Annotated in this window: 10 protein-coding genes; 8 read left to right on the top strand and 2 right to left on the bottom strand. The window is 45.9% G+C overall.

Annotated features, from left to right (window positions below; translation table 11 throughout):
- Nucleotides 1-189: 189 nt before the first annotated feature.
- A complete protein-coding gene (locus ATB78_RS14315; RefSeq protein WP_061008985.1) occupies nucleotides 190-2,076 on the bottom strand; it encodes a methyl-accepting chemotaxis protein in 1,887 nt (628 codons plus the stop codon).
- A gap of 317 nt (nucleotides 2,077-2,393) precedes the next feature.
- Between ATB78_RS14315 and ATB78_RS14310 the strand changes: the two genes are divergently transcribed.
- Nucleotides 2,394-5,144, top strand: a complete 2,751-nt coding sequence (locus tag ATB78_RS14310; RefSeq protein ID WP_061008984.1) for a M16 family metallopeptidase — start codon at nucleotides 2,394-2,396, stop codon at nucleotides 5,142-5,144.
- 68 nt (nucleotides 5,145-5,212) lie between these two features.
- Here the strand turns inward: ATB78_RS14310 and ATB78_RS14305 are convergent, their stop codons facing one another.
- A complete protein-coding gene (locus ATB78_RS14305; RefSeq protein WP_039988983.1) occupies nucleotides 5,213-5,539 on the bottom strand; it encodes a 2Fe-2S iron-sulfur cluster-binding protein in 327 nt (108 codons plus the stop codon).
- Nucleotides 5,540-6,010: 471 nt separating this feature from the next.
- On the opposite strand from ATB78_RS14305, the gene ATB78_RS14300 reads away from it, so the two are divergent.
- The 7 genes from ATB78_RS14300 (at nucleotide 6,011) to ATB78_RS14270 (ending at nucleotide 14,124) form a co-directional block, all read left to right on the top strand.
- A complete protein-coding gene (locus ATB78_RS14300; protein ID WP_009706585.1) occupies nucleotides 6,011-6,442 on the top strand; it encodes a Spy/CpxP family protein refolding chaperone in 432 nt (143 codons plus the stop codon).
- Nucleotides 6,443-6,976: 534 nt separating this feature from the next.
- Nucleotides 6,977-7,777 carry a tyrosine-type recombinase/integrase gene (locus tag ATB78_RS14295; protein ID WP_038894649.1) on the top strand — a complete coding sequence of 267 codons (801 nt, stop codon included), beginning with the start codon at nucleotides 6,977-6,979 and terminating at the stop codon, nucleotides 7,775-7,777.
- Nucleotides 7,778-8,156: 379 nt separating this feature from the next.
- Nucleotides 8,157-8,903: a helix-turn-helix transcriptional regulator gene (locus ATB78_RS14290; RefSeq protein WP_307718076.1), complete on the top strand. Its 747-nt coding sequence runs from the start codon at nucleotides 8,157-8,159 to the stop codon at nucleotides 8,901-8,903.
- A 336-nt stretch (nucleotides 8,904-9,239) separates the two neighbouring features.
- Nucleotides 9,240-9,773 (top strand): fimbrial protein, encoded by a 534-nt coding sequence (locus ATB78_RS14285; RefSeq protein WP_009706582.1) that lies wholly within the window; start codon nucleotides 9,240-9,242, stop codon nucleotides 9,771-9,773.
- Nucleotides 9,774-9,842: 69 nt separating this feature from the next.
- A complete protein-coding gene (locus ATB78_RS14280) occupies nucleotides 9,843-12,308 on the top strand; it encodes a fimbria/pilus outer membrane usher protein (protein WP_081096598.1) in 2,466 nt (821 codons plus the stop codon).
- Between the two features lie 17 nt (nucleotides 12,309-12,325).
- Nucleotides 12,326-13,084, top strand: coding sequence for a molecular chaperone (locus ATB78_RS14275; RefSeq protein WP_061008982.1), 759 nt, complete (start codon nucleotides 12,326-12,328; stop codon nucleotides 13,082-13,084).
- Entirely contained in the window at nucleotides 13,084-14,124 is a 1,041-nt protein-coding gene (locus tag ATB78_RS14270; protein WP_061008981.1) for an adhesin, read from the top strand. The genes ATB78_RS14275 and ATB78_RS14270 overlap by 1 nt, the downstream gene beginning before the upstream one ends.
- Nucleotides 14,125-14,131 lie beyond the last annotated feature (7 nt).

The following is a 14,131-nucleotide window of genomic DNA, read 5'->3' as shown; positions in this document are numbered from 1 at the left end:
TTCCCTAAAAGTTTTGCCTATCTTGTTCTCTGAGGAACTTACTGATGTTGATAGGCGATAATGTTGATTGTGTTGCTTTTATGTACGGCTATTCGGGGCTTTCGGGTCAAATTAAGCCGAATTTACAGGCGGGAAAAACAACAAACCCCGCAACATGACGGGGTTTGAAATTAATGGTTGAAGTGGGTACTACGCCAGTTTGAAGGTTGCCACTTTCGAGTTGAGATCTTCTGCTTGAGACTTCAACTCAGATGACTGATTCATCGACTCTTCTGCACCGATAACCAAGTGGTCCGTCACGTCTTTGATTGAAGTAACGTTTTGGGTGATTTCATTGGTCACGTGGGTTTGCTCTTCCGCGGCGGTGGCGATTTGGGTCGCCATATCGCTGATCATCGCCACTGCCGAGTTGATTTCATCCAGCGCTTGAGAAGCACGGTCAGCATCTTCTACCGAGCCTACTGCCAGTTCAGAGCTGCGTTCCATCAAAGTAACAGCACGCTGAGTCGTTCGTTGTAGCGTTTCGATGGTGGATTTGATCTCTTCTGTCGATGTATGAGTGCGTTGAGATAGAACACGAACTTCATCCGCAACCACAGCAAAACCACGGCCTTGTTCGCCTGCACGTGCGGCTTCGATCGCGGCGTTCAATGCAAGTAGGTTAGTCTGCTCTGCAATGTCACGAATGGTCGACAGCACGGTATTGATGTCTTGAGCGTGCTGGTTTAGTTCACTGATCACGCCGCTGGCTTGGTTCACTTCCGAAGACAGGTTGTTGATCGAGTCTTTGGTGTTCACTACCAACGCATGACCATTTTGTGTGCTCACGGAAGAGTCCTGTGCCACTTTCGCCGTTTGCTCAGCATGAGAAGCGATCTCTTGCGTCGCAGAAGCCATTTCCGTTACTGCCGTTGCCACAAGTGTGATTTCTTGTTGCTGGTGGTTGAGCTCGTCAACAGATTGGTTTGCACGTTTGGTGCTCAGCTCTGACTGATGATTCAAGTCTTCCGCTTGGTGACGAATGTGGCCGATAAGTTGCTGAAGGCTGGCAACAAACTGGTTGAAGTTCTCTGCCAACTCACCCACTTCATCGCGGTTTTCGACTTTGATGCGCTGAGTCAAATCACCGCTACCATTGGCGATTTGGGATAGAGCATTTGAAACGTTGTAAAGTGGACGGAATAGGATGTTACACAGCAAGTTAAACAAGGCCACACAGATGATCACTACGATCGTTGTCGCGATGATTTGGCCCCAAACTGCGTCGTAAAGTGGGGCAACCAAAGAGTCATTATCCAGAACCGTGACTGTTGTTAGCTTAGTGCCGTCGATGGCTTTCGCGTAAACCACGAAGTCTTTGCCGTTGATGGACACGGTACGATCTTGACCAGAGTTTGCTGCCGCTGTGATATCGCTGTTGTTCAGCCCCAATTTGCTGACAGGCTGGTTAAGCAGTTTGCTGTCATTGTGGGTGAAGATATTGCCTTGGTCGTTGGCGATAAACATGTAACCTTCACCAGGCAGAATCACTTGGTTCAGGCTATTTAGGATGTCACCGATTTCCACGTCTGCACCTAGCACGCTGGTTTGACCGTGAAGTTGCAATGCTTTACCCAAAGACACCACGTTCGCGCCAGTTGCTGCAGCGACAGTAGGGTTGTCCATAAAGACTCTCGAAGGGTTTGCGATTGCGTTGGTGTACCAACCCCATTGACGAGGGTCGTCGTTACCCGGTGGCAGGACAACACCGTTCGCGTTGTCTTGAGAACCGTCTGGATACGCAAGGAAGACGTTATCAAACGCAGCAGAATCACGAACTTGTTTTAGATGGGTCACAATGGCGGATTTCTCTGCGTCTTGTGACAGTGATGTGAGTGCGCGCTCTTTCGACAGCAGCCAATCGCTCACATATTGATTGTAAGATGCGCTGGTACTTTCTAGGCGTTGCGCGACTTCAACGTCAAGTCGCTCTAAAGCATCACGGAAAGACAGCCCCTCCACCAACACTCCCCCGAGGATGATGGCAGCACTGGCAGAAATCGCCAGCTTGTTCTTCAAAGATAAATTCTTAAGCATAAAGGTATCGTTGGCTCTTATATTTATAAAAATGGGTGTTTCGCGCGAACATTATATTTTAGTGGTCAAAATAAATTCCGATCTATGTCGCGTATTTGAGTCGCATTAACTTCAGCGCGCAAATATTAAACAATGTGGTTTGCCTTTTTGCGCTAACTTGATTAATAGCGAAGAGTTATCTAAGACGTTGTAAAACCTTCTCATTTTATAAAATGCGAGCTAGATCTTACTATTCAGGCGTAGTTTTCATATTAAATATCAAGCATATGGCGTGCTCGATATATTGCCTCAATTGATTATTATTAGGGACGATAGTTATGCGTAGCACGTTGTTACTCACCGCATTGTTGCTGTCAGGGTGTGCTCTGACTCCCCAATCGACACCGCTTCAAACCGATCCGAATTGGTACGTTGATCAACTGCCTAATGGGATGAAATACCACATTTATCCAACCCAAGATGAAGAAGTCTCGGTACGTTTGATGATGAACGTTGGCTCCTTCCAAGAAGATGCGACTCAAAAAGGCTACGCGCACTTTATTGAGCATATGGCGTTCAACGGCAGCACTCACTTTTCTGGCAATGATGTTGTAAAGCTGTTTGAAGCATCAGGCGGCAGCTTTGGTGCAGATATTAATGCCACGACCACTTATCAACAGACGACCTACAAGCTTGATCTTGCTAATCCGAGTAAACTGGATGATGCGTTAACGTGGATGCGTGATATCAGTGATGGCATCGAGTTCGACCCAACGCAGGTAGAAAAAGAGAAAGGGGTGATATTAGGGGAGTGGCGCCGTGCGCGACCTGATGATAAATCCCTATCTTTTAACGCGTACCAAGCTTCGATTGAAGGCACGCCTTATGCGGAGCACGATCCGATTGGCACGCGCAGCTCAATAGAGAACACGACATCGCCAGCACTAAAAGCCTTCTATGACAAGTGGTATCAGCCGCAATACGCTGAGTTAATTGTCACAGGTAATGTTGATGTCGAATCTATCTCAAAGATCATTGAGAACAAGTTCTCTAACTGGGAGAGCGTTTCTAATGCGGCAGTAGAGAAGCGTCGTGATATTCGAGTGAATAACGCTAATCGCATTCTACCAAGCAGTAAGATGGAATCACCGAGCCTGCATTTGGTCATCGATCGGGATTCTGTTACTCGACAAACCATGCAGCAACAACACAAAGCTTGGCAAGATGAGTTGAGCGCCCAGTTGATCCAACAACGCTTACTCACGGTGTTGAATGATGCGGCGGAATCGTTCCAATACGCTTATGCGCAACCTTATTCTTCCAACTATCATCGCATGATGTCGGCGGGGGTTTCTTTTGCTCCTGAGCGCCGTGACAACATCCAACAAATCTTCTTGAATACACTGACCTCGCTGCGTGATTACGGTGTGACTCAAGAGGAACTGAATGGTGTGATGTCGGGTTGGTATGGCGAACTGTCTAACCTAGATGCCGATTGGGCGAAGCGAAAGCCTGCTGGTTATGCAGAAGCGCGAGTGTATCAATTGGAGCGAGATTCAGTATCGCAATCCAAACAAGGGTATGAGCAAAGCTTAGCCACCTTTGTCGCTGCCAATGACCTTAACCACGCGAACGATGAGCTAGAAGCCCTGTTATCGGAACCGGCGAATTTTGTGGTGGGGTTAGGTAGAACGGAAAACAAAGAACAGTTCGCAGGTGAGTTTGCGTTGTTAAGCGCAGCTTACGCACAAGCCGGTGAAAAGCCGCTTGAGATGTACACGAAAACTGATGGTTTTATTCAGCCAACTAAAGAAGGTGACATCACCGCCGTTCGAGAAGAGAAGGGCGGTTTCCAAGTTTACTCACTCTCAAATGGCATCGAAGTTTGGTTCCAGAAAGATGAGAAAGCGGCGAACCGAGCCTACATTTACTTGGCTAGCCAAGGTGGTAAGGCTGCACTTGATAAATCACTCTATCCTGCGTTTGAAGTGGCGACCATGGCAGCGGCACGCAGTGGGTTGGGGGATTTCTCAGGTTCTGAACTCGACAGCTACTTGCGCAAAAACGACATTTCACTCTTCCCGATCCTCGGCTCGACGAATCACGGCATTGAGGTCATCACACCCAAAGTACATTTAGCCAGTGCCATGAATGGTCTGTATAACGTGGCGACGGAAATCAAAGTCGATGAGCGTCAACTCGAAGCGGTAAAACGTGAATACGTTCAACAGCGACGTGCTTTCTTTGAATCACCAATGGGCCAGTGGATTAAAGCTGCAAATGAAAACGCATACTTGCCGAACAGTCGCCATCGCCTTTTGTCCATCAATGGCGCAGAGAACGTCACACCGGATCAAGTGTTTGCGATGCACGAAGCCTTGTTCAAGCATAACTACGGTTACAAAATGATCATCGTAGCCGATGTCGAACCTGAACAGATCACACCATTGCTGCGTAAGTATGTTGCATCGATTGATCTAAAACCGGCCGCGCCTGTCGATTACCATATTGAGTTTGATCCCAATGCGAAGAGTCGTTTGGTCATGGCCGCAGGTAACGAGCCATCTTCGCTGTATTTGCTGCGGTTAACTAATGAGCGTGAGTCACCGAGAATGGCGCGTGACACGGTGGTTGAAGACATGCTGCAACGCATCGCTGCTGCGCGTGTTACCGCACAATTACGTGAAGAAGCAAGCTTGGACTACAGCCCTGGCATCTACCCAATTACACAAGATAGAGAACAGGTTTCTGATTGGTTCTTTGAATCACAAATCGATCCAAAAGACGTCGACAAGATGGACGCTCAGCTGGATAAAATCTTTGATGGTCTAGCGAAAAACATCACGCAAAAAGAAGTCGATACGGCTGCCAAGCAACTTGCGGTTTCTATGAAAGACATGGATGACAATCCGGGACAGCGCAGTTGGTCATACACTCGCTACTTAGTGCATGATTACGGGCTTGATGTCTTGCTAGATGTTGATAAAGCAGCGCAAAGCGTCACGTTAGAAGAGGTGAGGGCGAAAGCGAAACAGGCCTTTGGTAGCAAAGCCAAACGCACCACCATCATTTTAAATCCGCAACAATAATCATCAAAAAGGGCGACATTCGTGTCGCCCTTTGTTTTTGCGCGGTAAGGTAAACTCGATTACCCGTTTTAACCGCACTGGCAAGGTGTGGTTTCGCCTGTCTTTATTTGTTGCTTGTACGCTTTAACGGCTTCTTTTCTTGCTGCATCAAGATCAGGCCGACGCACCACGACTTTCATCCCCGATTTAGGTTTTACCTTGCAAGCGTAACGAGGCTCACCGTCCACTTCCACTTTGCATGCATGGCAACAACCGTGTTTACGTTTGTTCTTCAAGCAAGGTGCGGCGATATTCACTTTGACCTTGCGTGCCACCTCAACCAGATTTTGGTCGTCAGGTGAAAGGGTGATTTGGTGGTGATCAATCTCGATGATTGCAGGTTTAAAGGTAAACATAAGCTCTTAAATTACTGTTATACCCAAGTGACTTCAAGATGCAGGATTCAGAGCGTTGTCATTGATTCGAGGTCAAGGAAAACAACGCAGCGTAATAGCCAGCTCTTTCCAAGTTGTTTGACGCAGAAATCGGGTCAATGACACGCTCCCGAAGGGCGAGTTGACTTGGCTTGTATACTTTGTTGTCGATTCTTGATTTGGACCCACCAAACCTTTAAATCGCCGCCGCGTCTACAAACCAAGTCATTCTCGCTGAACCTAGCATCTCGAGGTTACTTGGGTATAAATAATGACTAAGACGACGGACAAAAGAAAAAGACGAAGGAAATTGGAAATTATTTGTCGTTTTTGTCATATCAGTCTTTGCTTATTTTTGTGACGGAAAGTCTCATATTTGTCAGGCACAGGAAACCATGTGGTATCGATTGAGTCTCACCTAACTCCAAACTGAAGTTAATGAAGGTTCCCCCAATGAAACGCTACCTATTGTCGACGATTCTACTACTAAGCAGCGCAAATGTATTTGCAGAAGCAGCACCAACTCAACCTGCTGCGCCAAAACCATTCGGTTTAGAGAGCATTACGGCTGATCAACAAGCGAAGATTGAAGAAATTCAAATCAATTTAAGCAGCAAACTAGCGGGTCAGCAGGATCCTAAAGCAGTACAAGAAAGCGCGAAGCAGTTCGAGAAGTTAGTGAAAGCGTCTTCTTTTGATGAAGCAAAAGCCAAGCAACTTATCCAACAAGCGCATGCAAAACAGCTGGACACGCAGTTGGCTCAACTTAAAGCACAGCACGACATCTACAATGTTCTAACCGCAGAGCAAAAGTCGACGCTAGAGAAGCGTCAACAAGAGCAACTTAAAAAGTTAGAAGCGATGAAGCAGCAACAAGCGCAGTAATCGAAACCACTTTTTACTCCCCTGTAGAATGTTCAAGGCTCCCAATTGGGGGCCTTTTTTGTGTGGTTTGCATCGGTTTGAGCATAAAGGTCTGGCTTTCCGTCGGTGATTACTTACTCAGCGACACTTCGAGAACGTGTGTGATGTCGGTTCAATAAAACTGTCATGAGAAGTAGATCACAAAAAATGCGCTACAAAACAATTTCATACCGTTCATATCACCAAATAAACCGCCATCTTTCTGAGTAAAAAATCAATATAGTTATGAATCCAGATAAATTATCGAGTTAATACATAAATTTACTTATCAAATCATCACTGTGAGGGACTTGAATCAAATTGATATAGTGAAAGCGACTGATAAATCACTTGATTGGAATTATTCAATTAATACATCAATTAAATTAATGGTATAGAAACAAATATAACCGTGGCAATTGAGATTAATAACAGTAAGTAATATTAACTCAAATGCTTATTACTGCTTGAGCTATATTTAATATTAATAATTATAACGTAATGGAAGGTATGTTCATGAGTACCGTGCAGGCAATTAGCGACAAGCGTATTTTAAAGAAAGCAGAAAAATACCTGAAGCGACACCACGATGAAGTCTATTGGCTAATTTGGCGAATAGGCATTGAAACGGGATTACGAATTACCGACATCACCAAACTGGGCTACGACAACATTAATTTCGAATCGGGTGAAGTGGTGGTGATTGAGAGTAAAGGAACGCTGGCTCGACAAGCAAGAGCGCGACATAAAGTCTTAAAAAGCATCAAAAATGAATTGCTCAACTACTACAAACGAGATCATACCAAGTTGCTCTCAGTGTACGTGTGTGATTACCGAAACGTAGCGGGGTTAGTGCCTCGTAGTTGGAAGAACAGCGTCCAAGCACGCTTAGAAGAAGCAACGAAAAACGCGCCGGTGAAAAAGCGCATCGCTTATCTTAGCCCGCGTACTTTAACCGCACTGAAGAAACGCCGAAGAATGTGGCAAGACAAGGATAACGGTCTGATTTTTTCGCGCTCTACCCTAGCCAGTAATCGAGCTAAAAGACAGCGAGGCGTTATCTCGCGTCAGGCTTGTTGGAGTGTCTTCTCGTGCTTATCTCGATGTATTGATGAGCTGCGTCAGTACAAAATCGGCTGTCACAGCCTAAGGAAAATATTTGCACGTCACCTTTATCACTCAAGCGATATGGACATTGGCTTAGTAGCGACCATTATCGGCCATCAGTCTGTTTCGACAACGCTAAGATATATTGGTATTTCAGATGAAGATACCAAACGGGCGCAATTGCGGCTGTTTGACTATTTCTTCGCGTAGCGAATAACACAACGACCTTTTCGTTTATAGGTTGAGGAAGCCAGCGCGACCTCAGGCATCCCAGTATCTCAAGCCCCAAACTCTCGCAATGAGAGGCAATTTTTGACGTCTGTTAGTAGGTCGATTGCACGCTTTTGCCCTCATTCCTGTAGGAATGGTACTACGTGCTACACACCTTTTTCTGAAATTGAGCAATTGTTCTTTACCATTGAATCAAAATGCCGATTTTAAGCGTTTCCCTTTATTTTTCAGGAATATAACCTCGCTCAATTCGGGGCATATTCTACCCTTGTTCAAATTCAAACCGACAGAGCATGCCCATATTGCTTAACTTTGTTATGCCTATTTAACTGTTTGATTCATAAGTCAATTAAGGCATGTGGAGGTAAAGGTGGAGTCGAACTTTTCTCAACACCTTCGAAAGGCACGAAAGAGAAGAGGTTGGTCGCAAAGAGAGCTGGTGGATCGGTTACGCCATTTCCCTTTCTCTTTGTTTGTTGGGCTCGATGTTAACGCGCTCTCTCGGTGGGAAAGTGAGAAAGTCCAACCCACTGCAGAGCGGATGGTTCAGATTCTCAGAGTGCTTGAAAACAGTGTAGATGAACTCAAGGCATGCTGCTTTCCGACCAAGCCTCAATTGATCAAAAGGTTCGAGCGTTATCGTCATGGCAACTTTGGCCTTGTCCCGCTTCCTGAAGGAAAGGGGAAGTGGCGACGTTTGAACGAAAAGGGCAGTGGTCGTCAGTTTTTAAGACAGCTTTGTTCACTGACAGAGTATGAGCGTTTTCTCAATGGCAAAGAGTCGACGGAGCAATGGTCCGTTGGTGGGAGTGCCTTGGCTTCTTTGACTTACCGAGTCGAAGGTGATGCGTTCATTCTCATGCATACCGAGAGTCTCAGTTATTCGGCTTTGCTGTCTAGCATTGAGCGATTGATTGAGTTGTTGTACGCCAGTCGGGCAAGGCTTTTCTTAATGGTTGCGCCAGAAAAGAAAACCGTTAAGCAAGTACGAGTGTTCCAACTTGAAGAAGTCGGAGCGAGTACCGGTGTTTATTCCGCGGGGGCCGATTATGTATTGGGTGAGCTGCTTACGATTCGTTCGTGGAGCCACTCAAATCGCGCGTAATGTTCACGGAGCGTACACCCAATAATAACTTTACAGTTCGGGTCAACGTTTAATTGGATAAATCTCATTAGGAACAGGTAATTAAATATATAGGCTCATAACAAGAATGCATTATTTCTTGATGAAAATGAGCGAATAATTTAGGGAGAATTAATGGTTTAGAACTTAATAACATTCACGCTAACCAAAAATCATAACGTTTGTAAAACGATACAAACACATCGAGTTGGAAATAAAACTATTCCATCCACACATTTATTAAAAACTAAATTGCAATGATAAGAAGTCATCACTTCTTGTCTGCATTTATTCGCTAAAAATACACGGGATTTAAAAATGAAAGCTAAATTCATTCGCTCATCAATCGCAGCTACTTTTCTTTTTGGACTGATGTCTGCAACCCCTGCTTTGGCAGAAAACACGACCAACGTTTACTTCAAAGGTGAAATCGTAGAATCAGCATGTGGTCTATCACCAGACAGCATCGATCAGACAATCCAACTTGGTCAACAGCCAACACACATCTTTAAAGCAAAAGGTGACCGCTCTACACCAGTGCCTTTCCAAGTGAAGCTGACAGATTGTGATACGACTGTAGCAACAAAAGCGGAATTCACATTCGATTCTAACCCAGACACTACTGGCGACCTATTCAGCGTTGAAGGCGGTGCAACGGGCGTTGGCGTACGTATCCTTCACGATGGTAACCCAATCGACAACGGTGACGTAGCGGCAAGCAACGTAATCGTAGACGGCACAAACATCGCGTCTTTCTCTGCAGCGTATGAAGCAAACGTAGACGTAACAGCAACACCTGTTACTGCGGGTGTTGCAGAATCTTGGGCGCTACTACGCGTAACGTACCCATAAGCAGTTGCCGAGAGAGCTTTGGCTGTTTAGCCAAAGCTCTCGTTCTAATAAAAAACACTGGTTGATAAAATGCGTCGTCATTTACTCGGTTTAATAATTGTACTTTCCTTTCCTTCTTTTTCTTACGCGACCAGCTTCAATGATTATTTTATAAGAAGTAAAAATAGTGTCGATTTAAGCAAATTCTCGAATGCGAACTTTGTGGAAGACGGTAAATATGAGCTAGAGGTTTATATTAATGGGGAGTTCTTAACCAAAGAAAATATTGTATTTAATAACAATAAACCCTGCATTTCTGATGCATTAATGGACAGCCTTCCTCTTAGCGAGCGTGGTTATAAAGTCTACAAAGAAAACGCGATCTCAGTTGATGGTGGTGTGTGTTATCAGTTTGAAGATGTCGGCTACACCAAAGTTACGTCCGATCTCGGTAAAGCACGTTTAGACATCACGACGCCTCAAGAATACATCGCCAATGAGTACAAATATGGTTTTGTACCTGATCGTTTATGGGACGATGGCATCGCTGCTCTCTATCTGGATTACAACGTTAACTATTTTTCCAGCCAACAAGACGATGAAAACGGTTGGAATGACGATCTATCCACCTATGGCATTGTTGGGTTAAATGCCGGAGCGTTTCGCTTTCGAGCAAATTACCAAGCATCCAACAACTACTCGGGTGACTTTACGTCATTGTATGGCTACGCGCCGATCCGCAGCATTAAATCGAAATTGACGTTCGGTAACACCCAGTTTGGTTCGGACGTGTACGACTCGTTCCAAATGACAGGTGTTCGTCTGCAAAGCGATGACCAAATGTTGCCATCTAACTTGCGTGGTTACTCGCCAGTGGTCTCTGGCACGGTCAATACCAATGCGGTGATCACCATTCGCCAGCAAGGCAACGTACTTAAAGTGGTGAATGTGAATGCGGGGCCGTATCTGATTGATGACCTATCACAAGCGTCTCAAGGTACGTTGGATGTTGAAGTAAAACAAGCAGACGGGACGATTCAACGTTACCAAGTGAACGGTGCAGATGTGCTGTACCTAACGCGACCTAATCACGTGCGTTATAGCGTTTCTGCGGGCGTACCGGACAGTGATGCTTATGAGCACACGCCAGAGTTTTTCTCCGCCGAAGCGTCCTATGGTGTTAACAACTACCTGTCGTTGTTCTCTGCAACGCTGCTTTCTGAAGATTACCAATCTTACACTTTCGGTAGTGGTATCAACCTGAATTACTTCGGGGCGGCTTCATTCGATATTTCTTCTGCGCAGGCGAAATTAGGCGACAATACGGATGCCTCTGGCTTGTCTTATGGCTTTACCTACAACAATACGCTGACCGACTTTGGCTTGGGTTTACGTGTGGCAGGGTATCGCTTTTCGGAAGAGCAATACTACGAATTTGATGAGTATTTGAAGTCTTATGATGACCGCACTTCTTCCATCGTCTATGCCGCGAACAACAACCGCAAAGATGAAAAGTACATTGCACTAACCCAGAGCTTTGGCTCGACCAGTGCGTATTTGTCTTACACCTCAAACAACTATTGGGACAATCGCCGCGACAGTTCTCGTTACGACGTCAATATTTCGCATCCGTTGAAGATCAACGGGATCGATCTCTACTTAACGATGAACCTGTACAAGTCGAACGATTCATACATCAGTTACGACTACGAGTCGGGCATTAATGAATACTCGCCAAGCATTGACGAAAAAGGCTGGTCATTGGGGATCTCTATTCCTATTGGTGGCAGCAACACTGTCTCAGTTCAAACCAATTCACGCAGTAGCGACTACTCTCAAAACCTTGCCTACTCGGGATACAACAATGATGACGGTTCTAACTATCGCGTTGCTTACGATGTTTACGAGGGTGAATCCAACGGCGTAAGTGGCAACTACAATCGCGATTTCTCATTCATGTCGACGTCTGTGGGTGGCAGCTACAAAACCAACTCGTACAGCCAAGTAAACGCCAATGCGATGGGCACGGTGCTGCTTTCAAAACATGGCTTGGCTTACAGCGCACTTAACTCTGGTACGTCGCGCATTCTTATCGACTCGAATGTACCGGACGTCACCATAAACGGCAGCAACAACGAAGAGACCAATGCATTTGGCTTGGCGCTGATCAATGGCGTGACGCCTTATCAAAAGAGCTACAACACCATCGATTACAAATCACTACCTGATGATGTTGAGGTGCTCGGCAGCGTTAAGAGCATGGTGCTGACCGAAGGTGCGATCGGCTATCAAAAAATCAAGGCCCGCCAAGGCAGCAACTTCATGGCGCGCTTGCAAGGCGAACAAGACATTCCGTTTGGTGCATTGGTGTTTGACGACGAACTCAATCAAGAGATTGGCATTGTTGGGCAAGACTCGACGGCTTATCTGGTCGGCGTCAATCTCGATTCAAAAATCAGTGTGAGCTGGGGGGATAACCAAAGCTGCCACTTAATCATCGATGACTCAATTCTAAACAGTAAAGAAGTCATCCGTTCCGTTCATTGTGATAATTAATCAGTAGTTGAGAAGTTATGAAAAAATCAATTCTAGCCGTCATGTGTTGTTTGATGGTCTCGGCATCGGCGAATGCGGCATTGGCTTTAGACCGAACTCGTGTGGTTTATGAAGGTAACTCAAAGGTAGAGACCGTCAAAATAAAGAACCCCGCTGACATTCCATTCTTAGCGCAATCTTGGTTGACGGACATGGACGGAAAGGATGTAGAAGACAAATTCATCGTTGTTCCACCCGTGTTGAGAATCGAGAGTAAAGATTACGCCATGTTGCGCATCAAATCTTTGCCAACCGCTTCCCAGCTTCCGCAAGACAGGGAAACGGCTTACTTCTTACATGTTCGCGAAGTGCCGCCTTCGGAGCATGACAAGCACGATGATGCTGTCGCAGAGACCGCCAGTGGTTCTATCCAAATCGCAATTGAATCGGTGATCAAATTTTTCTATCGACCTACCAGTCTGGACAAGATTAAGCGCGTCGATAAAGCGGTGGCGAGCGCGACCAAAATTAAGCGCACGGGCAACAATAAGATCTTGGTAGAAAACGGTTCGCCATTTTACGTGACTTACTCTGAGTTGATGGTGGGGAAAGCGAAGAAAGACGCGACAGGTTTCACCCCTTTGATGCTTGCGCCGTTTACCAGCAGAACATTGAAAGTAGAAAAAAGCGACCGATACACGTTAAGCCACATCAATGATTATGGTGCTACGGTGAGCAACACCTATTTCTGCAATTCAAAAAACATTTGCACGGCCAAAGACGAAAGTGAGGGGTAATGATGAGAGCGTTATTTCTAACACTTTGTTTGCTTGTCACGGGGCTCTCAGTGGCTCCCAATGCGTGGGCATTAGCCTGCTACAGCACAGAAGCCGGTGGTAGTTTTGGTGGCAGTGGTCCTGGCGGTGTAAGCAGTTTCTACATTGACCCTTCTGCATCGGTACCCATTGATGCGCCTGATGGGCAAGTGGTATGGCGTGGCCCCTCTCAAACGGTGAATGTTACTTGCTATAAAGATGCGACGAATTTCCCTCACCTGAAGGACTTCCCCGAGCAAGTGTTCTTTTGGCCCGGTAAAACGGGTGATACCGTCGTCCCGAATATTCCTGGTATTAAGGTGGGGTTTCGATATGAAGGCCGAGATATTTATGGCGTAAAAACGGCGGTCGATGGCTTCAGGGTCCCTCAATGTAGTGCTAGTGAAGACAACAACGCTTGTGAATCACGCACTAAAACATCCAAAACCATTACATATCAGCCCATTATTGTTACGGGGCCGGGGGACTTCTCTGGATATAGCGCGCCGGTCAACATTTTCCAGTTAGATGGGGAGTTGGGCTACAACGGTGCGTATGCGAACTACCGCAGCGTGATTCAGAACATGGACATTCTTAAGCCTTCTAAATGTTTGGTTGAGCTGGAGATCAAGAACAATAACATCGACTACGGGCGCATTGGTGTGGACGATATTGTGCAAACCGAGCCTCGACCTCTTACTATTATCGTTCGCAACTTAAAGTACGGAGCCGATTGCCCATCCGTTAAGCTGCGTGGCTACTTTGATAACGTGCGTGATCTGACCAACCGATCTTATGTGCCTGTCTTTGACGAAAGCGGCAAAGAAATCAAATCCTACGGCATCAAGCTTTACACCCCAAGTGGTGAAGAGGTGCAACTTAATGAGCCTGTCGGTGATGGCTACGAAGTAGAGCAAGTCGGGTATGATCGTTATCTTGCCAAACTGGTGCCTTTTGACCCTGACAATATCAAGAAAGGGAAATTTGAAGGAATGGTGGTGTACACCGTTTCTTACTTATAGGGGAAGG

The sequence above is a fragment of the Vibrio sp. CUB2 genome (assembly GCF_001557945.1).
Classification (GTDB): domain Bacteria; phylum Pseudomonadota; class Gammaproteobacteria; order Enterobacterales; family Vibrionaceae; genus Vibrio; species Vibrio owensii.
The sequence above is the reverse complement of the archived record's forward strand: the minus strand, read 5'-3'. Positions and strand labels throughout refer to the sequence as shown.

Coding starts and splice junctions, on each gene's coding strand:
- ATB78_RS14315 (WP_061008985.1), bottom strand. CDS start 2,076: ATGCTTAAGAATTTATCTTTGAAGAACAAGCTGGCGATTTCTGCCAGT.
- ATB78_RS14310 (WP_061008984.1), top strand. CDS start 2,394: ATGCGTAGCACGTTGTTACTCACCGCATTGTTGCTGTCAGGGTGTGCT.
- ATB78_RS14305 (WP_039988983.1), bottom strand. CDS start 5,539: ATGTTTACCTTTAAACCTGCAATCATCGAGATTGATCACCACCAAATC.
- ATB78_RS14300 (WP_009706585.1), top strand. CDS start 6,011: ATGAAACGCTACCTATTGTCGACGATTCTACTACTAAGCAGCGCAAAT.
- ATB78_RS14295 (WP_038894649.1), top strand. CDS start 6,977: ATGAGTACCGTGCAGGCAATTAGCGACAAGCGTATTTTAAAGAAAGCA.
- ATB78_RS14285 (WP_009706582.1), top strand. CDS start 9,240: ATGAAAGCTAAATTCATTCGCTCATCAATCGCAGCTACTTTTCTTTTT.
- ATB78_RS14280 (WP_081096598.1), top strand. CDS start 9,843: ATGCGTCGTCATTTACTCGGTTTAATAATTGTACTTTCCTTTCCTTCT.
- ATB78_RS14275 (WP_061008982.1), top strand. CDS start 12,326: ATGAAAAAATCAATTCTAGCCGTCATGTGTTGTTTGATGGTCTCGGCA.
- ATB78_RS14270 (WP_061008981.1), top strand. CDS start 13,084: ATGATGAGAGCGTTATTTCTAACACTTTGTTTGCTTGTCACGGGGCTC.